Below are 23,652 nucleotides of genomic sequence, written 5' to 3'. Positions count from 1 at the left end.
AACGCCGAACGCCGGACGGACCGGAATCGGTCCGTCCGGCGTTCGGGCGCGTAAGGGTCGGGAACCTGGCGCGATTACGCCCCCGGTGCGGCCGGCTCAGGCGGCCGACGACAGCGCGCGCAGCAGCAGCGGGGCCACCTGCTCGATCTGCCAGCGGCGCGCCCCGTACCCGGCGAGCGCGGTCTCCACCGCGTCCGGCGTCGGGTGCTTGGGCGGCTCCCAGCAGAGCCGGCGCACCGTGTCCGGGGTGATCAGGTTCTCCTGCGGCATGTGCAGCCGCTCGGCGAGCTCCGACACCGCGGTGCGGGCGGCCGAGAGCCGGGCCGCCGCCGCGGGGTCCTTGTCCGCCCAGGCGCGGGGCGGCGGCGGGCCGGTGAGCGCCTGGCCGGGCTGCGGCAGTTCGGACTCCGGCAGCGCCTTGGCCCGGTCGACGGCCGCCTGCCACTGCTCCAGCTGGCGCCGCCCCATGCGGTGGCCGAAGCCGGGGAGCGCGGTCAGGGCCTGGACGTTCGGCGGGAGCGCGAGGGCCGCCTCGATGATCGCGGCGTCGCCCAGCACCTTGCCCGGGGAGACGTCGCGCCGCCGGGCGACCTGGTCGCGCGCGGTCCACAGCTCCCGGACCGCCGCCATCTGGCGGCGGCGGCGGACCTTGTGCATGCCGGAGGTGCGGCGCCAGGGATCCTTGCGCGGGGGAGCGGGCGGGGCGGCGGCGATCGCGTCGAACTCCTCGCGCGCCCACTCCAGCTTGCCCTGCCGGTCGAGCTCGTCCTCCAGGGCGTCGCGCAGGTCGATCAGCAGCTCGACGTCGAGCGCCGCGTAGCGCAGCCAGGGGTCGGGCAGTGGACGGGTCGACCAGTCGACGGCGGAGTGCCCCTTCTCCAGGGAGAAGCCGAGCACGTTCTCCACCATGGCGCCGAGGCCGACGCGCGGGAAGCCGGCCAGCCGGCCGGCCAGCTCGGTGTCGAAGAGCCCGGTGGGGGTCATCCCTATCTCGCGCAGACACGGCAGGTCCTGGGTGGCGGCGTGCAGGATCCACTCGCTGCCGGTCAGGACCTCGCCGAGTCCGGACAGGTCGGGGCAGCCGACCGGGTCGATCAGCGCACTGCCGGCGCCCTCCCGGCGCAGCTGCACCAGATAGGCGCGCTGGCCGTAGCGGTAACCCGAGGCCCGTTCGGCGTCGACGGCCACCGGCCCCGACCCGCGGGCGAAGGCGGCGACCACCCGGGCCAGCGCGTCCTCGGACGCCACCACCGGGGGAATGCCCTCGCGCGGTTCGAGCAAGGGGATCGGCGCCGGGGCGACGTCGTCCGGGGGAGCGCCCCCGGTGGTTCGCAGTGAACTGTCTGCTGCGGTCTCTTGGGCGTCGGTCACGTGTCAAGGGTATCCGTGTATGCACGGAGCCCGTCGACGGAACGTTCCGCCGACGGGCACCGATGAGCACAAACCAGCCGGGCCGTGGCCGTGCGCGCGGTCCGGTGCGGGTGTCAGTGGATGATCCCGGTACGCAGCGCGACGGCGACCATGCCCGCGCGGTCGCCGGTGCCGAGCTTGCGGGCGATCCGGGCGAGGTGGCTCTTGACGGTGAGCGCGGACAGGCCCATCGAGACGCCGATGGCCTTGTTGGACTGGCCCTCGGCGACCAGCCGGAGGACCTCCACCTCGCGGCCGGACAGTTCGCGGTAGCCGCCGGGGTGGCCGGGGGCGCCCGGCGGGCGTCGGTGCATACGGGCGGCGTTGGCGCCGATGGGCGCGACGCCGGGGCGGGCGGGGTGGCCGATATTGGTTCGTGTTCCGGTGACGACATAGCCCTTCACGCCGCCCGCGAGGGCGTTGCGGACGGCGCCGATGTCGTCGGCGGCGGACAGGGCGAGGCCGTTCGGCCAGCCGGCCGCCCGGGTCTCGGACAGCAGGGTCAGCCCGGAACCGTCGGGCAGGTGGACGTCGGCTACGCAGATGTCGCGCGGGTTGCCGACGCGGGGACGGGCCTCCGCGATGGACGACGCCTCGATGACGTCACGTACTCCGAGTGCCCACAGATGGCGGGTGACGGTGGAACGGACGCGCGGGTCGGCCACGACGACCATGGCCGTCGGCTTGTTCGGGCGGTAGGCGACCAGGCTTGCGGGCTGCTCTAGGAGAACGGACACCAGGCCTCCTGGGGAGTGGCGGGACGGGCCGGCTCAGTGGTGGGCCGGGGCGAACCGTGCTTGAAGGGTCATTGACCTCTTCGGCAGCAGGACCCTGCTCCTTTAGGGGATGATCGCGATTTGATGCGTAACAATTCGGGCAAATCGGGCGCACGATCGATTGTACGAAAAAAGTGCCGGTGACTGGGCGACATGGGTGACGCGCGGTGACCGGCACAGCCCGTTTTCGGCCATTCGGAAGATTGTGCGGTTCGGGGGTGCGGGCTTTCAGGAGACCTGGGGGCCGCGCCGCTGGGGGAGCGTCACCACCGCCGCGTCCACCGGCCCCGAGGGCGGCAGACCGGCGATCTGGCAGAGCAGATCGCCCCAGGCCATCAGGTGCGCGGCGGCGTCCGGGACCCCGCCCCGGCCCTCCCTCGGCGTCCAGGACGCCCGGATCTCGATCTGGGTCGCCGGACGCCGCGCCTCCAGCGTGCCGAAGTAGTGCGAACCCGCCCGGGTCACCGTCCCCCCGGCCTCCCCGTACGACAGGCCGCGCGCCTCCAGCGCACCGGTCAGCCAGGACCAGCACACCTCGGGCAGCAGCGGATCGGCGGCCATCTCCGGCTCCAGCTCGGCCCGCACCAGCGTGACCAGCCGGAAGGCGCCCTGCCAGGCATCGTGCCCGGCCGGGTCGTGGAGCAGCACCAGACGGCCGTCGGCCAGATCGTCCTCGCCGTCGACGACCGCCGCCTCCAGCGCGTGCGCGAACGGGGCCAGCCGCCGGGGCGGCCGGGTCGGTTCCACCTCCAGCTCGGGGCGGAGCCGCGCCGCGTGCAGGGCGTCCACCGCCGACCGGAACGCGGGCGGGACGAAACCGCCCTCCTCGCTGTCCTTGCCGTCAGCGTCGTCGGTTCGATCGGAGAAGTGTCCCTGCGCCGGAGCCATGCGGGGAAGAGTAGGCGGAAGAGGCGCTTCGCGCAGGGAGGGACACATACACGTGCCCGGCCGCCGGGGCCGCCGTGCGAAGATTCCTGGTGTGAGTGCCAACGATCGCCCCATGGGCCAGCAGCCGAAGACCCCCGCCACCCATGAGTCGGCGTTCCTGAAGGCGTGCCGCCGCGAGCCGGTCCCGCACACGCCGGTCTGGTTCATGCGCCAGGCGGGCCGCTCGCTCCCCGAGTACCTGAAGGTCCGCGAGGGCATCCCGATGCTCGACTCCTGCACGATGCCGGAGCTGGTCGCCGAGATCACGATGCAGCCCGTCCGCCGCCACAAGGTCGACGCCGCGATCTACTTCAGCGACATCGTCGTCCCCCTCAAGGCCGTCGGGATCGACCTCGACATCAAGCCCGGCGTCGGCCCGGTCATCGCCGACCCGATCCGCACCCGCGCCGACCTGGCCCGGCTGCGCGACCTGACGCCCGAGGACGTCTCGTACGTCACCGAGGCCGTCGGCCTGCTCACCGCCGAGCTGGGCGCCACCCCCCTCATCGGCTTCGCCGGGGCGCCGTTCACCCTGGCCAGCTACCTCGTGGAGGGCGGCCCGTCCCGCAACCACGAGCACACCAAGGCCCTGATGTACGGCGACCCGGAGCTCTGGGCCGACCTGCTGGACCGGCTCGCCGAGATCACCGGCGCCTTCCTCAAGGTGCAGATCGAGGCGGGCGCCTCGGCCGTGCAGCTCTTCGACTCCTGGGTGGGCGCGCTGTCCCCCGCCGACTACCGGCGCTCGGTGCTCCCCGCCTCCGCGAAGGTCTTCGACGCGGTCGCCGACTACGGCGTCCCCCGCATCCACTTCGGCGTCGGCACCGGCGAACTCCTCGGCCTGCTCGGCGAGGCCGGTGCGGACGTGGTCGGCGTCGACTGGCGCGTCCCGCTGGACGAGGCCGCGCGCCGGGTCGGCCCCGGCAAGGCGCTCCAGGGCAACCTCGACCCCGCCGTGCTGTTCGCGCCGACCGAGGCCGTGGAGGCCAAGACCCGCGAGGTGCTGGACGCCGCCGCCGGTCTGGAGGGCCACATCTTCAACCTGGGCCACGGCGTGATGCCGTCGATGGACCCGGACGCGCTGACCCGGCTCGTCGACTTCGTCCACACCAGCACCGAGCGCTGACCCGCCGCCGGACGCGGGCCCCGCCGTTCAGGCGGTGCCCGCCCGGCGCACCGCCGTCACCGCCTTGCGGGCCGCCACCAGCACCGGGTCCCACACCGGGGAGAACGGCGGCGCGTACCCCAGGTCCAGGGCGGTGAGCTGCTCCACCGTCATCCCCGCCGTGAGCGCCACGGCCGCGACGTCCACCCGCTTGGCCGCCCCTTCCCGGCCCACGATCTGCACCCCGAGCAGCCGCCCCGTGCGGTACTCCGCGAGCATCTTCACCGTCATCGGCCGCGCCCCCGGGTAGTACCCCGCCCGGCCCGTCGACTCGATCGTCGCCGTCACGAACCGCAGCCCCACCGCGCGGGCGTCCTTCTCCCGCAGACCGGTGCGGGCGATCTCCAGATCGCACACCTTGCTCACCGCCGTCCCGACCACCCCCGGGAACGTCCCGTAGCCGCCCGCGACGTTGGACCCGATGACCTGGCCGTGCTTGTTGGCGTGGGTGCCCAGCGCGATGTGCCGGGTACGGCCCGCCACCAGGTCGAGCACCTCGACGCAGTCGCCGCCCGCCCAGATGTCGTCCCGGCCGACCACCCGCATCGACAGGTCCGTCAGCAGCCCGCCGTGCGGGCCCAGCGGGAGGCCCGCCGCCCGCGCCAGCTCCGTCTCCGGCTCCACCCCGATGCCGAGCACCACCACGTCCGCCGGATACTCCGTCCCGCCCGCCACGACCGCGGAGACCCGCCCGTCCGGGCCGGTGCGGATCGCGGTGACCCCGGCCCGGTTCACCGTGGTGATGCCGAGACCGTCCATCGCCTCGTGCACCAGCCGCCCCATGTCCGGGTCGAGCGTCGCCATCGGCTGCTCGCCCCGGTTGAGCACGGTCACCGCGAAACCGTGCTTCAACAGCGCCTCCGCCATCTCCACACCGATGTAGCCCGCCCCGACGACGACCGCCCGCCGGTCGCCCGGCGCCCGGTCCAGCGTCTCCAGCAGACCCTGCCCGTCGTCCAGGGTCTGCACCCCGTGCACCCCCGGCGCGTCCATCCCGGGCAGCGCCGGACGCACCGGACGGGCCCCGGTCGCGATCACCAGCCGGTCGTACCCCGTCCAGTACGCCTCGCCGCTGCCCAGGTCCACCGCCCGCACCCGCCGCCCGGCGACATCGACCCCGGTGACCTCGGTGCGCATCCGCAGATCGATGGAGCGGGCCCGGTGCTCCTCGGGGGTACGCGCGATCAGCGCGTCCGGCCCCGCGACGTCGCCGCCCACCCAGTACGGGATGCCGCAGGCGGAGTACGAGGTGAAGCCGCCCCGCTCGAAGGCGACGATCTCCAGCTCCCCGGGCCCCTTCAGCCTGCGGGCCTGCGACGCGGCGGACATGCCCGCCGCGTCGCCGCCGATGACCACCAGTCGCTCCGCCGCCATGTCCGGTTCTCCCTCCGCCGTGATCCGGGCCGTGCCCGCGGGCCCACGCTACGACGTGGGGGACCCGGCCGGGCGCCGGGCCGCGTTTGAGAGAGTGGGGGCATGCAGCGTTCACCACACCGCGCGGACCCGGGCACCGGACACGTCGTCGTCATCGGCGGAGGCATCGCCGGTCTCGCCGCCGCCCACCGCCTCCTGGGAGCCGGACTGCGGGTCACCCTGCTGGAGGCCGCCGAGCGGCTCGGCGGGAAGCTGATGACCGGTGAGGTCGCCGGGGCCCGGGTCGACCTGGGCGCCGAGTCGATGCTCGCCCGCCGCCCCGAGGCGGTCGGCCTGGCCCGCGAGGTCGGGCTCGGCGACCGCCTCCAGCCGCCCGCCACGGCCACCGCCTCGGTCTGGACGCGCGACGCCCTGCGCCCCATGCCCAAGGGCCATCTGATGGGCGTCCCCGGCGACCCCTCGGCGCTCGCCGGACTCCTCACGCCCGAGGGCCTCGCCCGGATCGCCGGGGAGCGCGACCTCGCCCCCACCCCGGTCGGCGAGGACGTCGCGGTCGGCGCGTACGTCGCCGACCGGCTCGGCCGCGAGGTCGTCGACCGGCTCGTGGAACCGCTGCTCGGCGGGGTGTACGCGGGCGACGCGTACCGGATCTCGATGCGGGCCGCCGTACCCCAGCTCTTCGAGGTGGCCCGGGAGGGCGGCTCGCTGCTCGACGGCGTCCGCCGCGCCCAGGAACGCGCCGCCGCCCGGCAGCTCACCGGCCCGGTCTTCCAGGGCATCGAGGGCGGCATCGGCACCCTGCCCGGCGCGGTCGCCGACGCCGTCCGGGCGGCCGGCGGGGAGATCCTCACCCGCACCCGGGTCCTCGGCCTGACCCGGGGCACCGACGGCTGGGCCGTCCGCACCGAGGACCGCACGATCGCCGCCGACGGCGTCGTCCTCGCCGCCCCCGCCTGGTCCGCCTCCACCCTGCTCGCCGCCGAGTCCCCGGCGGCCTCCGCCGAGCTGGCCGGGGTCGAGTACGCCTCGATGGCGCTGGTCACCATGGCCTTCCGCCGCTCCGACGTCGCCGCCACCGAGCCCCTGGCGGGCCGCTCCGGCTTCCTCGTCCCCCCGGTCGACGGCCGCACGATCAAGGCGTCCACCTTCTCCACCCACAAGTGGAACTGGGTCGCCGACGCCGCCCCCGACCTCTTCGTCCTGCGCACCTCCGTCGGCCGGTACGGCGAGGAGGAGTACCTCCACCGCGAGGACCACGAACTCGTCGACGTGTCGCTGCGCGACCTCGCCGAGGCCACCGGACTGGCCGTCAGGCCCGTGGACACCGAGGTCACCCGCTGGATCGGCGGACTGCCCCAGTACCCGGTGGGCCACCTCGCCCGGGTCGCCCGGATCCGCGAACAGGTCGCGAAACTGCCCGCCCTGCGGGTCTGCGGAGCCGTCTACGACGGGGTCGGCATCCCGGCCTGCGTCGCCAGCGCCCACCGCGCCGCCGACGAGATCGTCACCGAACTGGCGGAAGGGACCGCGGAAGAGATCATCGCCACGCCGACCCCGGTTCAGGGCACAGGGAGCGAGGCGGGACAATAGCCCTATGAGTGCGACCGAGAAGATTGCCAACGCCGGCAAGAAGGCCAAGGACCTCAACGAGGTCATCCGCTACACGCTGTGGTCCGTCTTCAAGCTGCGCGACGCCCTGCCCGAGGACCGGACCGGCTACGCCGACGAGGTCCAGGAGCTGTTCGACCAGCTCGCGGCCAAGGACGTCACCGTCCGCGGCACCTACGACCTCTCCGGCCTGCGCGCCGACGCCGACGTCATGATCTGGTGGCACGCCGAGACCGCCGACGAGCTGCAGGACGCGTACAACCTCTTCCGGCGCACCAAGCTGGGCCGGGCGCTGGAGCCGGTCTGGTCGAACATGGCGCTGCACCGCCCCGCCGAGTTCAACAAGTCGCACATCCCGGCGTTCCTCGCCGACGAGACGCCGCGCGACTACATCAGCGTCTACCCCTTCGTCCGCTCCTACGACTGGTACCTGCTGCCCGACGAGGACCGCCGCCGGATGCTCGCCGACCACGGCAAGATGGCCCGCGGCTACCCGGACGTCCGGGCCAACACCGTCGCCTCCTTCTCGCTCGGCGACTACGAGTGGGTCCTCGCCTTCGAGGCGGACGAACTGCACCGGATCGTCGACCTGATGCGCCATCTGCGGGGCTCCGAGGCGCGGATGCACGTCCGCGAGGAGGTCCCGTTCTTCACCGGCCGCCGGAAGGCGGTCGCAGACCTGGTGGCCGGGCTCGCGTAGCGAGCGGGCACGACCACCCCAACCCGGAAGGTCAGAAGGCGGGCACCGGCGCTCCGGCGCCGCCCGTCGTTCCAGCGACACCGGGTTCGGCTCCGGGTGCGGCGCGCGGACAGCGCGCCGCACCGGCGTCTTTCCACCCCGTCCCGGCTACCGGGACACCCCGCCGCCGAGCGCGGCCCGCAGCGCCGGATCGTCCACGGCCCGCACGCCGTCCACCGCGAGCGCCGCCAGGACCCCGCCCCGTGCCGCCCCGTGCGCGGCCAGCAGCCGCCAACCGGCCGGTGAGGCCCACGAGTCGTACGGATGGATCTCCATCCGCGCTATGGCCAGGCACCCCACCGTCAGAGCCAGCGGCAGCCCGAACCACACGAGCAGCGACACCACCGGCCCGCCCGGCCCGTGCTCCTGACCGGGCATCAACAACGTCACCGCGCCCATCGCCGTGATCAGCAGCGCCGCCCCGCGCACCGCCCGCACCGCCGCGGCGACCTCCCCTCCGGCGCCTCCGGGCAGCGCCAGCCCCGCGGCGACGAGCCGGTCGGCCAGGGCGCGCACCGCCTCGGCGGCGGCCGCCGCGCGCCGCAGGGGCGGTATCGGCGACTGGCCCTGCGGCCCGATCGCCCGTATCACCGTCCGCTCCATCTCGTCCCGGCCCTCCGGGTCGACGACGGTCGCCCAGCCGGTGTGGGCGAGCAGCAGCCGGCGCCGCAGATGCATGGCGACCAGGGTCAGTTCGACCACCCGGTGCGGGCCCCCGGCAAGGAACGCGGTCTCGTACAGGGTCAGTTCACGGTCGGTGCCGGGATCCGGGACGGTGTCGTCGGCCCCCTCGGACGTGCTCCACAGCAGACCCGCGCGGGCCGAGACCAGACAGAGCCGGACGCACGAAACGACCGCCGCGCCCCACGCGACCAGCAGGAGGACAACCCAGACCATGGGCGCTTTCTACGGGGTGCGGACGCGGATGCCAAGCCCTTTTCCATGATGCGGACGCGCGGCACCGCCCGACCGCTCAGTCCCCGCCGCCTCCGCCGCAGCTCGATCCGCCGCCGCAACTGGAACCGCTGTCCCCGCCACCGCCACCGCAGCCGGACCCGCCGCCGTCCCCGCCGCTGTCCCCGCCCCCGTCGCCGGAGCTGCCGCAGCCGCCGCCGGAACCGGAGTCACCGGCGCACCACACGGCGGGGGCGAGCAGCAGCGCGGAGGCGCCGGTCGCGACGGCCGCCGCGTGCGCCCGGCCCTGCGGGTCCGTCCGGGCCGCCGTGGTCAGCTGGGCCCGCAGCTCCGGGTCGGGCAGGGCCCGCGGTCCCTGCGTGGCGACCAGGAGGGCCGCGTCGGGGACGAGGGCGTGCGCGGTGCGGTACTCCCGGGCGGCCCGCTGCCCGGCCCGGGTGACGCGCCCCCGGGCGCGGGAGGCGCAGGCGAAGCCGACGACGACGCCCACGAGCAGCGCCGGGATCACCCGGATGGGGAACGGTACGGCGCCGGCCGGGGCCAGCTCGTCGCTCAGGGCGTCCTGGGCGGTCAGCACGACGGTCAGCGGGACGGCCAGCAGGCAGACCAGCCCCTGGGCGAGGCCCCAGCGCCGCCATCCCCGCCCCGTGCCGGGCACGACCAGCAGCCCCCGGGCCGCGAGCCCGTCGCCGATCTCCTGGACCGCCGGATGCCGCATCACCGCCGTGCGCAGGCCGTGCAGCGATCCGTTGGGTGCCTGCGCCAGCTCCTGGAGGACGGCGCGCTCCACCAGGTCACGGGACTCGTCGCGCTGGACGGCGACGATGCCGGGGCCGCCGACGGTGAGCCGCCCGTCCGTCGCCATCGCGGTGAGCGCGGTGTCCACCACCCTGCCCGGACCGCCGCCGAGGAACGCCGCCTCGTAGCGGTCGTGCACGGGGCCGCCGGGGCGCGCGGCGCCGCGGCGGGCGCGGACCAGCCCGGTGACGAGCAGGACGGAGGAGAGCAGGACGGCGATCTGTATCGCCAGGGCCAGGGCGTTCACGCCGGTCACCTTCCGGTCAGGGCCGCGCGGGCCGCGCGGAGCAGCAGAGTGGTACGACGGGGCGGACGGGCGCCCGCCCGGTCCTGCCACCAGTGGGTCAGCCGCCGCCGGGCCGCGGCGTCGGCGGGAAGGTCCGCGAGCAGCAGGGACTCGGCGAAGTCCAGCGCGTCCCGGCGGTATCCGGCGGACATCGGGCGGGCCGCGGCGTACGCCAGGAAGGCGCTCCGGTAGCCGGTGCCCAGGATCTCCGGCAGCTCGGGCGCCACCTTGGCGACGACCCCGGCCCGTTTGGCGGCCAGGGCGCGGCTCTGGACCGCCAGCCGCTCCCGGTCGAAGCCCGCCGGGACGGGGCCGCCGGCGACCAGCGCGGAGAGCAGCCCGTGCTGGCCGGCGGCGAGCCGGTCCCGGGCCGCGGTCTCCCCGGCGGTCTCCGAAGCGGTCGTCCCGGAGGGCTCGACCGGGACGGCCCGGGCGGGTGTACGGGCCGCCGGGACACGGCGCGGGGGGCCGGCCGCCCGGTCCAGGGTGGCCCGGATCAGGTCCAGTTCGCCCGCCAGCTCCCCGGCCGGGGGGAAGGCGTCGTCGCGCTCCAGCAGGACGCCCGGCGGGTCGACCCGGGAGCGCAGCTCGGCGAGTACGTCCAGGACCGGCGCAGTCACCGGGTGCGCGTGGGTGTCGTGCCAGACGCCGTCCTTCTCCACGCCGCCCGCCACGTGCACGTACGCGATGGCCTCCACCGGCAGTTCGTCGAGCGCGGTGGCCGGGTCCTCGCCCCGGTTGACGTGGTTGGTGTGCAGATTGGCGACGTCGATCAGGAGCCGGACCCCGGTGCGCTCGACCAGCTCTGCCAGGAACCGGCCCTCGGTCAGCTCCTCGCCGGGCCAGGAGACCAGCGCCGCGATGTTCTCCAGGGCCAGCGGCACCGGCAGCGCGTCCTGCGCGATGCGCACGTTCTCGCACAGCACGTCCAGCGCGTCCCTGGTCCGGGGCACGGGCAGCAGATGGCCCGCCTCCAGCCCCGGCGCCCCGGCACGCGGCCCCCCGGCCCGTACGAAGGCGATGTGCTCGGTCACCAGCGGCGCGCCCAGCAGTTCGGCGCGGGCGGCGAGGTCGGCGAGGCGCCCCGGGTCGGGCCGCTCGGCACCGCCGAGCCCGAGCGAGACCCCGTGCGGCACGACCGTGACCCCGCGCTCCCGGAGCCGTACCAGTGAATCCGGCAGATGGCCGGGGCAGAGGTTCTCCGCCACGGCCTCCACCCAGTCGATCCCGGGCAGCGCCTCCACGGCGTCCGCGATCTCCGGCCGCCAGCCGATCCCGATCCCCAGCTTCATGCCCGCCCCCTTCCGGCTCCGCCTGCGCGTCCAGCATTTCGTACCGGGCTCATGGCCCCGGACGGGGGCGGCGAATCCGAACAGAGGGACGTTCAGAGCTTCGTCTGAGGTTCCGGCTTCCGGCCGGACGGCGGCGGGCGCCGCACCGGAGGGGATTCCGGTGCGACGCCCGCTTCTGTCCTGCTTGTTCTACTTGAGGCGGTATGCCCGTTCGATGGTCTCGACCGTGCGGCTGCCCGCTCCGTCCCACAGCTCGGCCCGGACGGTCACGTACCCGTTGGTCGCGGCGAGCTTCGGGTGCCGGTAGGAGACCCGGAAGGAGTCCGCGTCCTCGCGCGTGACGGTGGCCGCCTTCCAGGTCCTGCCGCCGTCGTAGCTGACGGAGACCTTCGCCCCGGCCACCTTCGTCGAGCCCTTCCAGCCCGTGGCCCGGTAGCCGTCCAGGGTGAAGGAGTAGGCGGAGTTCGCCTTGACCCGGTTGAGCAGGTCGGCCGTCATGCCGTAGTGGGTGGTGATGACGGGCAGGGGCTCGCACGTCGTGACCTGGCCGACGAAGTCCTTGCACGCCTCCTCGGAGAAACCGCTCGGGGCGTCCGCCGTGAACGAGTACTGGGCGCGGGCGGTTCCCGAGGTGCCGAACTGGTCCCCGTCCGTCTCGCCGAAGGGGAGCTCGATGTCCAGCCGGTAGTCGGCCTTGCCCTTGATGGTCCACGTACCGTCGTCGTCGATGGGCTTCCCGTTGCGGTAGAAGGCCATGGCGGGCATGGGACCCCAGTCCATGTAGTGCGCGGGGTCGGAGTCGGCGCCACTGCCCGGCAGCGGGACGAGACCGGCGTCGGTGCTGCAGAAGTTGCACGACGGCCAGCTGCCCAGCGGCGCCGCGTGGAGGGCGGGACCGAACCAGTCCTCCACGACGGAGCTTCCGGCCCGCGGGGTCTCGACCCGTCCGTGCATCTGGGCGCCGAACCGCTGCACGGCCACGTGCTGCTGGTAGGTCAGGCCGCCCTTCGCGTAGACGAAGTCCTCACGCCGCTGGCCCCGGTAGACGGTCTCCGGCGTCCGCACCGAGACGGTGTTCGTCTCCTTCGGGCCCCACACGTCCTGCAGGTACTCGGTGGCCTGCTCCTCCCCGTACCCGTGGAAGACGTTGGTGACGGAGGCGAAGTCGCCGCGCCGGGCCGTGGCGCGGAGGTCGGCGGGGATGCCGTCGTAGGTCCACTGCCCGGAGTAGGCGTAGGCCGACTCCTTCCGGCCGTGCAGGGTGACGGTGACGGCCTTCTTCCCGCCCGCCGCGATCCGGGCGGCCAGCTCCTTCCCGTCCCGCTGGGTGATTCCGGCGAACGGGATGTTCAGCCCGTCGCCGATCGCGGTGAAGACGCTGCGGTCGGTGACCCGGGCGACGAGCACCGCGGCGGCGCCGGCCTCCTCCAGCTCACCCGCCAGCGGACCGGCGACAACGGGGAAGTCGTTGTGCACGAGCACGGCCTTGCCGCGGACGTCCTTCCCGGCCAGCTCCTCGGGGCTGCCGCCGCCGACGTCGACGAGCGGGAGCTTCCTGGTGCCGTCGAAGCGGGCGAGGTTGCTGGGGGACCGCAGGGTCAGCGCGAAGCCCTTGGGGCCGGTCGCCTCGGCGGTGAACAGCGGCTGCCGTTCACGCTGGTAGAAGGTCGAGGACAGGGTGCCCGTACGGGGCTTCGCCGCGGGGATCGCGCCGAAGTGCCCGGTGGTGGGGGAGGCGTCACCGGTCACGCTGACGCCCGAGGAGCGTCCGTCGGGGGCGGTCCGCCGCAACTGGTAGGCGAAGGTGGAGGCTTCGAGGGGCCGCCGCTCCCCGGTGACGTCCAGCCGGAAGTCCTCGGCCCGGGTGGCGTCGACGGTCGTGGTGACCGGTGCGTCGGCGACCGTCACCTCCGGCAGGCTGAACAGGTCCAGGGCGTCGGCGTAGCCGCCCCGGTAGCCGAGGTCGCCGGTGGTGATCCCGCCGAAGACCGCGTACCGCCCGGTGGGGACGCGCAGCCGGAGGGTGGCCAGCTTGTTCACGGGGAACGTCTCGTAGTAGGCGCTGTCGAGTCCCATGACGACGACCAGGCCCCGGTCGGGGGTCTTGCCGTCGCGGCCCTTGAGCTCGATGTTCATGCCGTAGCTCGGCGGCTCCTTGGCGAAGCCGAGGGCGGCGTGGGCGGTGGCGCCGTCCGCGGCGGTCGCGGTGACCTCACCCGTGTACGAGCCGTCGTCGAGGAGGTTCGGGTCGAGGACGACGGGGACGTCGACGCTGCCGCCCGCCGGAACGGTCACCTCGTCCCGGCCGAAGGTCAGCGAGCCGTCGGCCGGGGAACCCTGCGCGAGGCGGGCGGCGAGCTTCACCGTCTGGGCCGCGCCGGAGGGGTTGCTGACGGTGAGGGTGCGGGTCCGCTTCTCGTACGTGGCGTCCTTGCCCTCGTACCAGGTCATTCCGAAGTCCACCGGGCCGGAGAGGTCGAGCCGGGCGTCGAGGGAGGCGGCGACGTTCACCCGGCCGCTGCCCTGCTCGAAGACGGTGGCGTCGGCGGACCGGTCGGTGTGCGAGGTCAGCGTGGCCTTCAGCCGCTCGCCCGGCCAGTCCGGGTGCCGCTGCGCCAGGATGGCGGCGGCGCCCGCGACGTGCGGGGTGGCCATCGACGTACCGTTCGCCGCCGTGTAGTTGTCGTCGACGACACTGCCCATGGCGGTACCGGCCGCGCGGGCGGCGACGATGCCGACGCCGGGCGCGGTGACGTCGGGCTTGATGCCGTGGTCCCAGGTGCGCGGGCCCCGGCTGGAGAACTCCGCCATCCGGTCGGACTTGTCGACGGCGCCGACGGTCAGGGCCGCGTCCGCGGCGCCGGGGCTGCCGAGGGTCGACTCTCCCGGGCCGTCGTTCCCGGCGGCGATCACGAACAGGGAGTCGCTGGAGGCGCTCAGCCGGTTGACCGCCTCCGTGGACGGGTCGTCCTCGGCGTCACCGGCGGAGCCCAGGCTCATGCTGATGATGTCGGCGCCCTGGTCGACCGCCCACTCCATGCCCGCCATCACGCCGGAATCCGGGCCCGAGCCGTCGTCGCCGAGGACCTTGCCGATCAGCAGGTCGGCCCCGGGGGCCACCCCCTTGTACCGGCCGCCCGAGGCGGCGCCGCTGCCCGCGACGGTGGACGCGACATGGGTGCCGTGGCCGTGGCCGTCCTGCACGGTGGAGGCACCGGCGACGAAGCTCTTCGACGTGACGACCCGGTCCTTGACGTCGGGGTGGCCGAGGTCGACCCCGGTGTCCAGGACCGCGACCTTCACGCCGGTCCCGTCGTACCCCTTGGCCCAGGCCTCGGGTGCGTGGATCTGCGGAACGCTCTGGTCCAGCGTCACCTTGGCGGGGGCGTCGTACCAGATCTTGGCGACCTGGGAACCGGCGGCGGTCCGCTGCTTCCCGGCGGCCCGGTCGGGGCGGGCCGCCTTCCAGAAGGAGGCCGCCCCGGTCTTCTCGACGTGGACGGCGGCCATGCCCATCCGGCGCAGCAGGACGCCCGGCTTGCCGGAGGGGAGCTTCCGCGCACGTGCGCCCAGCTCGGTGCGGGAGGGCTTGTCGTCGTACGAGACGATCACGGGCAGCGTCTTGTCCTTGGCGTCCCCGTGCCCGTCCCTGATCAGCCGGGTGACGTTGAACAGCCGCCGGTCCAGGGTGCGGGCGGCGAGCGGGGCCAGCGCCTCGGTCGGGTACACGTACAGGTCGCCGTCGGGGTCGGTGACGGTCTGGAACGTCGCCGCGTTGCCGGGCGCCGGGGTGACGGTCACGGAGGTGCGGCCGCCGGACTTGGTGACGGAAACGGTGTCCCCGGTGATGAGGGTGACCAGGGAGGGCTTCGCCCGCTGCGCGGCCTTGGGTGAAAGACCGCCCGCGGGGTTGCTGCCGGCGGGTGCTCCGACGGCTGTCCCGGGACTGAACCCGGGTATCAGCATGCCGGTGGCGAGCACCGCCGTGACGGCGATCAGCCGTCTTGTGCGTATGCCGCTGGAGGGTGTCGGCACGTACTTCTCCTCGGATGAAAGGAACGGAACGGGCAAGGAGCGCACGCCGGAGTCCGGGCAGGGCGGGGCGGAGCAAGGGGAGGGGAACGGGAGGGAAGCGGGCCCGGACGAGCGGCGCACCCGGAGGCTATAGCCCGTCGGAGCATGTGCTGAAGGCCAATGCGTGGCGCATGTGCGCCAGTTGTCGAGGCCGGGGCCTCCGGGAAACGGAGGCCGCACCGTCGCGCCGACGCCCCTCCGGCGCTGGTCCTGGACCCGGTGCGCCCGCCGCTATCCCCGCGCCGCCCCGGGGTCCGGCGTGCCGCACGACACGTCCACCCAGCCCCGGCGGGCCGCGTACCAGCCGAGCTGCATCCGGGTCGCGACCCCGGCCCGGTCCATCAGCCCACGGGCGCGGCGCAGCACGGTGCGGCGGCCGACGCCCAGGTGCCGGGCGATGGCGTCGTCGGTCAGCCCGCCGAGGAGCAGGGTCAGCAACCGCTTCTCCGCGGCGTCCAGTTCGTCGTGCTCGGCGCGGGGCTCCGGGGTGCCGTGGTCGAAGGGGGCGCTGTCGGCCCAGACCCGCTCGAACAGCTCGACCAGACCGTCGAGCAACGGCCCGGAGTCCACGATCACGAGGCCGCCGGGGCTCCCCGCCGGGTCGTTCTCCCCGAAGGCGCATGTGAAGGCGGTCTCCCGGTCGATGATCATCATCTTCATCGGGAGCCGCGCCGTCACCCGCGCCTGCTCCCCGGCCGCCAGGCACTGGTCGATGCGGGTCATCGCCCCCGGGTACTCGATCGCCTGCTCGCCGTAGACCGTGCGGTACGAGACTCCGTCCGACAACCGGTCGAGCTGGACCGTGTTGTCCACGGACCAGTAGGGAGGCGCGTCGAAGTACAGCACTTCACGCCGGGCGCGCTGCTGGATGCGCGCCGCGTGCACCGGCGCGGTCGGACGCGACATCCCCGGCGCGGGGCCGCTCCCCGACCCGGTGGCGAAGGCCCGGACCGCCGCGAGGGCCTGGTACGGCGACGGACGGCCGGGACCGCTCGGCCGGATCGTGCCGGGCCCCTGCGCCCTGGCATCGCGCCCCGCCGCGTCGTCGTCCGCCGTACGATCCACGCCACCGGACCGGCCCCCCGACGGCACGGCACGGTCCGAACGAAGCGCCCTGGGTCTCCCGGACATCACGACCCCTCTCATCAGGGCCCATCCGGCACGGCGCGGCCGCGCGGACGGGCCGCTGCCTCCATGATCCTGAAAGGGTATTCGTTCACCGGTAAGGCTATGCGGCGCCCGGAATCAGATTGATGTCACGTTTGATCGGCCGGGCGGCGGGCAGGTGCCCGCCGCCCGGGGACGCACACCGGCTTCCGGCCGCTCAGCCCCGGCGCAGCGCCGGATGGTCGGCGACCACCGTGCACGAACCGGGGGCGATCTCGGTGAACCCGGCGTCCCGCACCACCGGCAGCCCACCGGTCGTCAGTTCCCGCCACCGCTCCGGCGCGGCGGTGGCCACCGAGAGCGGGAAGCCCGCCTCGCGCCACGCCTTGCGCTCCGTGTCCGACAGCTCCCACCAGGCGAGCTGCGCCCCGTGCCCGGCCTGCGCCATGGCCTTGCCCGCCGACATGTCCAGCTCCGGGTTGAGCCAGAGCACCGGGCCCCCGAGGTCGGGGGCGGCGGGCGGCTCGGGGTCGTCCAGGTCCGTGCCCGACACCTGGAGCTTGGCCAGCTCCTTCGGCCAGCCGTCCAGCGGCACCGGCGGGAAGACCCGCACCTCGGCGCTCTCGCCGGTGACCGTGATGCCGGGCAGCGCGGACGCCTTGCGCCACTCCGCGCCGCGCGCCCGCCGCACCACCTTCCGGATCCGGGCGTCCTGCCAGTCGCGCATCGCCCGCGCCCACTCGCCCTCGCCCTCCGAGCGCTCGTCGGAGAGCATCACGAGCACCGCGCGGGCGGCCGTCCGCAGCGCGTCGGTCCGGGCCGGGGGAGCCGTCTTCTCGATGTGCACGACCAGCGGCAGCACGTACTGCGGCGCCTCGTCACGAGGGGTGGTCTCGGACACGAACGGGGATGCGGGGGATTCTTCGCTGCTCATCCGTACCAGTCTGCCAGCCCCGGGAAAGAAGACTCTTGGCGGAATCGGAGTCTCCGGGTGAGGATGCACCGCATGAAGAGCGATCTCTTTTCCACCGAGCACATGGCACAGCCGGCGACGGCCCCGGGGATGACCCTGCAGAACGCCAAGTCCATCAAGTACGCCGTCAACGGCGAGATGCACGCCCGCCAGGGCGCGATGATCGCTTTCCGGGGCAATCTCCAGTTCGAGCACAAGAGCCAGGGCATAGGCGGCCTGCTCAAGCGCGCCGTCACCGGCGAGGGGCTGCCGCTGATGGCGGTCCGGGGCCAGGGCGAGGCGTGGTTCGCGCACGAGGCCGCCAACTGTTTCATCGTGGAGATGGAGCACGGCGACGTTCTCACGATCAACGGGCGCAACGTGCTCTGCTTCGACCCCACGCTCGCCTACGAGATCAAGACGGTGAAGGGTGCCGGGATGGTCGGCGGCGGGCTCTTCAACAGCGTCTTCACCGGCTACGGAAAGCTCGGCCTGATGTGTGAGGGCCACCCCATCGTGATCCCCGTCAGCCCCCAGCAGCCGGTCTTCGTCGACACCGACGCGGTGGTCGGCTGGAGCGCCAACCTGACCACCTCGCTGCACCGTTCGCAGAGCTTCGGCTCGATGATCCGGGGCGGCTCCGGCGAGGCCGTGCAGCTGCGCCTGGACGGCGAGGGCTTCGTGATCGTACGGCCCAGCGAGGCCAAGCCCGAGAAGGCGACGGCCAACTGAGGCTGTCCGGTGTGGGCCGACGTTGGGCGTGATCCGCCGGACACGCCCTGCGGCCTTCGGGGGCCATGGGTGCTGCTGTGGCCACCGTCCTCGCCGTCGCGGTGGCGGCGCTCGCCTGCTCGAGGGCGGCGGCCTGATACGCGGGGCGCGGTTCGGGGCCGCTCAGGCCGTCGTCGTCGCCCGAATCAGGTCGGAGACCTTCACGAGGCGGTAGCCGCGCCTGCGCAGTTCGGGGACGACCTGGCGCACCGCCTCCACCGTGGCCGGTGCGGCGCTGCGGGTGCAGTGCAGGACGACCAGGGAGCCCGGCCGTACCCCGGCCAGTACCTGGGCGGCCACCGCGTCCGCGTCCGTCGCGAAGGCGTCGCCGCCGACCACGTCCCACTGCACCGCCGTCATCCGCTCGGGTGCGAGCGCCCGCAGCACGGTGCCGTCGTAGCAGCCGCCCGGGAAGCGGAAGTACGGCACGGTGTCGCGCAACCCGGCCTTCCGGAACGCGGCGGTGGCGCGCGCGACATCGGCGCGCATGTCCTGCCGCGCCACCGTGGGGAGCCCGTAGCAGGGGGCCGTGAAGGCGTAGTGGCTGTACGAGTGGTTGGCGACCTCGAAGAGCGGATCGGTGCCGATGGACCGGGCCTGGTCCGGGTACTCCTCGGCCCAGCGCCCCGTCATGAAGACCGTCGCGGGCACCTTCCGTTCCCGGAGCAGCGCGATCAGCGCGGGGTTGTCGAAGTGCTCGCCCGCCGCCGCGCGCGGCCCCTCGGCGGCCGTCATGTCGGCGTCGAAGGAGAGCGCCACCACCTTCCCGCCGGTCCGGGGGCCATGGCTGAAGACCGGCGTCAGCCCGCCCGGCCCGGGGGCCAGGGTCGGCGGCGCGGCCGGGGCCGCGTGCGACGGCGAGCGGACCGGCGCGGGGGAGCGCTCCGTGGCCGCGGGGGAGCGCTCCGTGGCCGCGGGGGCGATGACGGACGCGCCGTCGCCGCCCCCGCAGCCGGTGAGACCGCCGAGCAGCATCCCGAGAATGGCAAGAGCTGTCATTTTCCGTCGGTAACCAGTCACCAGCGGAAACTATCCAGTTATCCGACTAATCGGTGCGTACGGTGCCGCCCGGCGTCCGGAACCGTCCCCGGATTCACCCGGCCCGTCGAACCGGCCCGTGGAACTGGTTCACGGAACCGGCCTGTCGAACCAGCCCGTGGACCCGGCCCCTAAAACGGGATCACCGCCCGCCCGGCCGGTCGTTCACCGCCAGGGCCCCGTCACCGCGAACGTCGTCCCCGGGGTGTAGCAGTTCACGTACATCGTCGAGCCGTCCGGGGCGAAGGTGACCCCGGCGAACTCGCCCCACTCGGGCTTCTCCGGCGTACCGATGTTCTGCCGCCCGCGCGCCATCGCGTAGACCTCGCCGCCCCGCGTCAGGCCGAACACGTGCTGCGCGCCGTCGCCGTCCTCGCACACCATCAGCCCGCCGTCCGGGGCGAGGCAGATGTTGTCCGGGGACTCGCCGGGCAGGTCCACATCCTTCCCGGCGCCGAAGACGATCACGAGCGTGAGGCGGCGGCGCTTCGGCTCGTACCGCCACACCTGGCCGTGGTGGTCGGCGGCCGAGCCCTCGCCGCTGCGGGCGAAGCTGGACACGAAGTACACCGAGGAGCCGCCCCAGTAGCAGCCCTCCAGCTTCTGGGCGTGCGTGATGCCCCGGGGCCCGAAGTCCTGGAACCGGATCGGGGTGCCGTCCGCCAGCGGGTCGGGTACGGGCACCCACTCGATGCCCTCGAAGGCCGTCCCGGTCTCCTGGACGAGGGAGAGGTCCGGGACGCCCGGCACCCGCATGGCCTCCAGCCGCCCGCCGGCCCGCAGCGAGCCGGTGCCGCCGAGCGGCTTGTTCGGGAGGAAGCGGTAGAAGAGCCCGAAGGGCTTGTCGAAGGCGTCCTCCGTCTCGTAGACGATCCCGTTCCCCGGGTCGATCGCGACGGCCTCGTGCTGGAACCGGCCCATCGCGGTGAGCGGGACGGCCCCGGTGCGGCGCGGGTCGGCGCCGTCCACCTCGAAGATGAAGCCGTGGTCCTTGGTGTAGCCGTTGGTGCCCGCGCGGTCCTCGGTCTCCTCGCAGGTCAGCCAGGTGTTCCAGGGGGTCCGGCCGCCCGCGCAGTTCACCGCCGTCCCGGCGATGGCGACGCGCTCGCCCAGGACGTTGTTGCGGCCGTCCAGCTCCAGGGCCGTACAGCCGCCCTTGCCCATCGGGTCGTAGGTGAGGCCCTCGACGACCGGGACCGGGATGCGCGCGGTGACCCGGTTCTCGTGGTTGCGGACCAGGTGGACGTGGCCGTGGCGGCCCGCGAAGGCGGCCATCCCGTCGTGGTTGCTGGGGACGAGTCCCTGGCCGGAGCGGAGCGGGCCGCCCTCCCGGGACAGCACCCGGTAGCGGAAGCCCTTCGGAAGGTCGAGCAGCCCGTCGGGGTCGGGCACGAGCGGCCCGTACCCGGCGTGGCCCCGGGCGGCGGCGGTCCCCGCGAAGAGCTCGGAGAACGCCCCCGTGAAGGCGACGGAGGCGAGGGCCGCACCCGTACCGGCCAGGACTTGGCGGCGGCTGGTCGCCGGGCGCGGCGTCGTGGCGTCGGCCGGGCGTGACGATTCTGATGACATGAGGTGACTCCCTGCTGGCGGACAGGAAAAGTGACCCGCATGTGTGTAGCACGCGCATCGCCGCGCGGAAACCATGCGGGTCACCGTGTCCCGGTCCGGGAGTGGCCCCTGTGACTCCTGTGATGCCGGTGACGGCTGTGACGCCAAAATGCCCGACGCGCCCATGACAGCACCCCGGACGGGGACGCCGACGCGGGCGCGGAGGCCGCCGCGGACGTCGGCCCAGGTGCTGACGCCGACGTCCGCGGCGTCCGCGAGCCGTCAGCCCAGCGAGGCGGAGAGCGTGATCGACGTGCCGGACAGCGCCTGGCTGACCGGGCAGTTCGCCTTGGCGTCCTCGGCGGCCGCGACGAAGGCCGACTCGTCGAGGCCGGGCACCTCGCCCACCACGGTGAGGTGGATGCCGGTGATGCCGGTGCCGGGCTGGAAGGTCACGTCGGCCTTGGTCTCCAGCCGGGTCGGCGGCGTACCGGCCCCGGTCAGGCCGTGGGAGAGTGCCATCGAGAAGCAGCTGGAGTGGGCCGCCGCGATGAGCTCCTCGGGCGAGGTCTTCCCGTTGGCCTGCTCGGCGCGGGACGGCCAGGAGACGTCGTACGAGCCGATGCCGGAGGAGTCGAGGGTGACGACCCCCTTGCCCTCGGTCAGGTTGCCTTCCCAGACCGTGTGGGCGTGTCGGACGGTAGCCATGCGGAATCCCTTCGAACGATGTGCGCGGTCGGTACGGGAACACCGGGGCATCCGTGGACGTCCCGGTGGTACGCCCCCGAACCTACTGCCCCACCAGGCCCTTCGCGTCCCGTGCCAGCGCCGTCAGCCGGGAGATCGCCCGGAAGTACTTCTTCCGGTACCCGCCGTTCAGCATGTCGTCACTGAACAGCCGGTCGAACGGCACCCCGGAGGCGAGCACCGGGACCTCCCGGTCGTACAGGCGGTCGGCGAGGACGACGAGCCGCAGCGCGGTCGACTGGTCGGGGACCGGCTGGACCTCGGTGAGGCAGACCGCCCGCACCCCGTCCGTCAGCGCGCCGTAGCGGCTCGGGTGGACCCGGGCGAGGTGGTCGAGCAGCCCGGGGAAGTCGTCCAGGCTGGCCCCCTGGGTGGCGTACGCGGCGCGGGTTACCTGGTCCTCGGAGTACGGGGGCGGGGCCTCGGGCAGGCCGCGGTGGCGGTAGTCCTCGCCGTCGATGCGCAGCGGGCGGAAGTGGGCGGACAGCCCCTGGATCTCCCGCAGGAAGTCGGCGGCGGCGAACCGGCCCTCGCCGAGCTTGCCGGGCAGCGTGTTGGAGGTGGCGGCGAGCGCGACCCCCGCCTCGACCAGCCTGCTGAGCAGCGAGGACACCAGTACCGTGTCGCCCGGGTCGTCCAGTTCGAACTCGTCGATGCACAGGAGCCGGTGCTCGCTCAGCGTCTGCACGGTCTGCTGGAAGCCCAGCGCGCCGACCAGGTTGGTCAGCTCCACGAACGTGCCGAACGCCTTCAGCGCGGGCTCGGCGGGCGTGGCGTGCCAGAGCGAGGCGAGCAGGTGGGTCTTGCCGACGCCGTAGCCGCCGTCGAGGTACACCCCGAGCGGGGCGGACGCGGTCGCGGGCTTACGGCTGAACCGCCCTCCCGTCGCCCGCCACCACCCACCAGAGGATGCGCTGCGCGCTCTTCCGGCCTTGCCCGCACCGGAGGCGTGCGCGCCGCCCAGCCCGGCCGCGAAGCCGCTCAGGACCTGGACCGCCTCCGTCTGGCTCGGCTGGTTCGGGTCGGGCACATAGGTATCGAAGCGTACGGAGTCGAAGCGCGGCGGCGGCACCATCTCGGCGACCAGCCGGTCGGCCGGCACGCGGGGCTCGCGGGCGCACAGGGACAGCGGAGCTGTTTCGGATATGGGGCTCTGCCCGGGAAGGGCTGTGGAGGACGACACAACTCTCCACTTTAAGCGTTCGGGCAGCGTGGAAGACTGCGGAGCATGCGACGCCTGTTCCCTGTGACCGACCCGACACCCGCCGCCACCTCCTCCGTGCCGTCCCGCGGGGCCCCGAAGGAGGCCGCAGCGGACGCCTCGGGGGAGTGGGGCCTGGACGCCCTGGCCGACGCCTACGCCTACCCGGAGCAGGACGGCCCCTGGCTCCGCGCCAACATGGTGTCCACCCTCGACGGGGCCGCCCAGCACGACGGCCGCTCGCAGCCGATCTCCTGCGCGGCCGACATGCGGATCTTCGGAACCCTGCGCGGTCTGGCCGACGCGATCGTGGTGGGCGCGGAGACGGTCCGCCTGGAGGGCTACCGCCCCGCCCGGGCGCGCGAGGCGTTCGCCGCCCGCCGGGCCGCCGCCGGCCAGGGGCCCGCGCCCGCGATCGCCGTGGTCAGCGGCAGCCTGGACCTGGACTTCTCGATGCCGCTCTTCACCGAGCCGCTGGTGCCGACCCTGCTGCTGACCGGCGCCGCGGTCCCCGCCCAGCGCGTCGAGCAGGCGCGCGCCGCGGGCGCCGAGGTGGTCTTCGCCGGGGAGGGCACCCGGGTGGACCCCGCCAGGGCCGTGGCGGAGCTGGCGGACCGGGGGCACGCCCGGTTGCTGACCGAGGGCGGCCCGAGGCTGCTGGGCCAGTTCGTGGCCGCCGGGGTCCTGGACGAGCTCTGCCTGACGCTCGCGCCGCTGCTGACCGCCGGGGACGCGCAGCGGATCGCGGGCGGTGCGGGCGTCGCCGTGCCGAAACGATTCGTCCTGGCATCCATGCTGGAAGAGGACGGTTTTCTCTTCACCCGGTACCGTCAGGGCTGAAAAGAGCGGAATTAGCCGTTCCGGTTGGCTTCCGGTGGGCACAATTACCTCCGCAACCCCCGTGCCAGCACGGGGAAGGATGGT

General features: G+C 73.9%; 19 protein-coding genes. 5 read left to right on the top strand and 14 right to left on the bottom strand.

All coding sequences use genetic code 11. From position 1 onward, the window contains the following. Positions 1-96 precede the first annotated feature (96 nt). From ACWC97_RS10075 to ACWC97_RS10065, 3 genes are all read right to left on the bottom strand, one after another. A complete protein-coding gene (locus ACWC97_RS10075; RefSeq protein ID WP_352273072.1) occupies positions 97-1,371 on the bottom strand; it encodes a ribonuclease D in 1,275 nt (424 codons plus the stop codon). A 113-nt stretch (positions 1,372-1,484) separates the two neighbouring features. Next, the gene (locus tag ACWC97_RS10070; protein ID WP_352273071.1) at positions 1,485-2,147 is read right to left on the bottom strand and encodes a response regulator transcription factor; all 663 of its coding nucleotides are present in this window, start codon (positions 2,145-2,147) and stop codon (positions 1,485-1,487) included. A gap of 267 nt (positions 2,148-2,414) precedes the next feature. Further along, positions 2,415-3,074 (bottom strand): DUF3000 domain-containing protein, encoded by a 660-nt coding sequence (locus ACWC97_RS10065; RefSeq protein WP_352273070.1) that lies wholly within the window; start codon positions 3,072-3,074, stop codon positions 2,415-2,417. 91 nt (positions 3,075-3,165) lie between these two features. Between ACWC97_RS10065 and hemE the strand changes: the two genes are divergently transcribed. Beyond that, positions 3,166-4,239 carry a uroporphyrinogen decarboxylase gene (gene hemE / locus ACWC97_RS10060; protein WP_450648538.1) on the top strand — a complete coding sequence of 358 codons (1,074 nt, stop codon included), beginning with the start codon at positions 3,166-3,168 and terminating at the stop codon, positions 4,237-4,239. Positions 4,240-4,266: 27 nt separating this feature from the next. On the opposite strand, the gene ACWC97_RS10055 is transcribed toward hemE, so the two are convergent. After that, positions 4,267-5,652: an FAD-dependent oxidoreductase gene (locus tag ACWC97_RS10055; protein ID WP_450648536.1), complete on the bottom strand. Its 1,386-nt coding sequence runs from the start codon at positions 5,650-5,652 to the stop codon at positions 4,267-4,269. 102 nt (positions 5,653-5,754) lie between these two features. On the opposite strand from ACWC97_RS10055, the gene hemG reads away from it, so the two are divergent. After that, entirely contained in the window at positions 5,755-7,242 is a 1,488-nt protein-coding gene (hemG, locus tag ACWC97_RS10050; RefSeq protein ID WP_385205896.1) for a protoporphyrinogen oxidase, read from the top strand. A gap of 4 nt (positions 7,243-7,246) precedes the next feature. Beyond that, a complete protein-coding gene (gene hemQ, locus ACWC97_RS10045; protein ID WP_385205899.1) occupies positions 7,247-7,960 on the top strand; it encodes a hydrogen peroxide-dependent heme synthase in 714 nt (237 codons plus the stop codon). Between the two features lie 147 nt (positions 7,961-8,107). Here the strand turns inward: hemQ and ACWC97_RS10040 are convergent, their stop codons facing one another. The 6 genes from ACWC97_RS10040 to ACWC97_RS10015 all read right to left on the bottom strand — a co-directional run bounded on the left by ACWC97_RS10040 (position 8,108) and on the right by ACWC97_RS10015 (position 17,405). After that, the gene (locus tag ACWC97_RS10040; RefSeq protein ID WP_352273066.1) at positions 8,108-8,896 is read right to left on the bottom strand and encodes a TIGR04222 domain-containing membrane protein; all 789 of its coding nucleotides are present in this window, start codon (positions 8,894-8,896) and stop codon (positions 8,108-8,110) included. 76 nt (positions 8,897-8,972) lie between these two features. Then, positions 8,973-9,959 (bottom strand): TIGR04222 domain-containing membrane protein, encoded by a 987-nt coding sequence (locus ACWC97_RS10035; RefSeq protein ID WP_450648534.1) that lies wholly within the window; start codon positions 9,957-9,959, stop codon positions 8,973-8,975. A gap of 5 nt (positions 9,960-9,964) precedes the next feature. Continuing rightward, a complete protein-coding gene (locus ACWC97_RS10030) occupies positions 9,965-11,290 on the bottom strand; it encodes a DUF692 domain-containing protein (RefSeq protein WP_450648532.1) in 1,326 nt (441 codons plus the stop codon). 189 nt (positions 11,291-11,479) lie between these two features. After that, a complete protein-coding gene (locus ACWC97_RS10025; protein WP_450648530.1) occupies positions 11,480-15,325 on the bottom strand; it encodes a S8 family serine peptidase in 3,846 nt (1,281 codons plus the stop codon). 270 nt (positions 15,326-15,595) lie between these two features. Beyond that, positions 15,596-16,429 (bottom strand): hypothetical protein, encoded by an 834-nt coding sequence (locus ACWC97_RS10020; protein WP_450648528.1) that lies wholly within the window; start codon positions 16,427-16,429, stop codon positions 15,596-15,598. 259 nt (positions 16,430-16,688) lie between these two features. Continuing rightward, positions 16,689-17,405 (bottom strand): peptidyl-tRNA hydrolase, encoded by a 717-nt coding sequence (locus tag ACWC97_RS10015; protein WP_352273061.1) that lies wholly within the window; start codon positions 17,403-17,405, stop codon positions 16,689-16,691. A gap of 72 nt (positions 17,406-17,477) precedes the next feature. On the opposite strand from ACWC97_RS10015, the gene ACWC97_RS10010 reads away from it, so the two are divergent. Next, a complete protein-coding gene (locus ACWC97_RS10010) occupies positions 17,478-18,155 on the top strand; it encodes an AIM24 family protein (RefSeq protein WP_352273060.1) in 678 nt (225 codons plus the stop codon). A gap of 162 nt (positions 18,156-18,317) precedes the next feature. On the opposite strand, the gene ACWC97_RS10005 is transcribed toward ACWC97_RS10010, so the two are convergent. The 4 genes from ACWC97_RS10005 to zapE form a co-directional block, all read right to left on the bottom strand. Then, complete coding sequence (locus ACWC97_RS10005) at positions 18,318-19,193, bottom strand: polysaccharide deacetylase family protein (protein WP_450648526.1); 876 nt, start codon at positions 19,191-19,193, stop codon at positions 18,318-18,320. A gap of 204 nt (positions 19,194-19,397) precedes the next feature. Further along, positions 19,398-20,801 (bottom strand): alkaline phosphatase PhoX, encoded by a 1,404-nt coding sequence (locus tag ACWC97_RS10000; protein WP_450648524.1) that lies wholly within the window; start codon positions 20,799-20,801, stop codon positions 19,398-19,400. A 261-nt stretch (positions 20,802-21,062) separates the two neighbouring features. Further along, the gene (locus ACWC97_RS09995; protein ID WP_450648522.1) at positions 21,063-21,488 is read right to left on the bottom strand and encodes an OsmC family protein; all 426 of its coding nucleotides are present in this window, start codon (positions 21,486-21,488) and stop codon (positions 21,063-21,065) included. An 82-nt stretch (positions 21,489-21,570) separates the two neighbouring features. Beyond that, complete coding sequence (gene zapE / locus ACWC97_RS09990; RefSeq protein WP_450648520.1) at positions 21,571-22,710, bottom strand: cell division protein ZapE; 1,140 nt, start codon at positions 22,708-22,710, stop codon at positions 21,571-21,573. Between the two features lie 45 nt (positions 22,711-22,755). Between zapE and ACWC97_RS09985 the strand changes: the two genes are divergently transcribed. Continuing rightward, a complete protein-coding gene (locus tag ACWC97_RS09985) occupies positions 22,756-23,568 on the top strand; it encodes a pyrimidine reductase family protein (protein WP_450648518.1) in 813 nt (270 codons plus the stop codon). The last annotated feature ends 84 nt before the right edge of the window (positions 23,569-23,652 follow it).

It is taken from the genome of Streptomyces sp. NPDC001108, assembly GCF_053598535.1.
The sequence above is the reverse complement of the archived record's forward strand: the minus strand, read 5'-3'. Positions and strand labels throughout refer to the sequence as shown.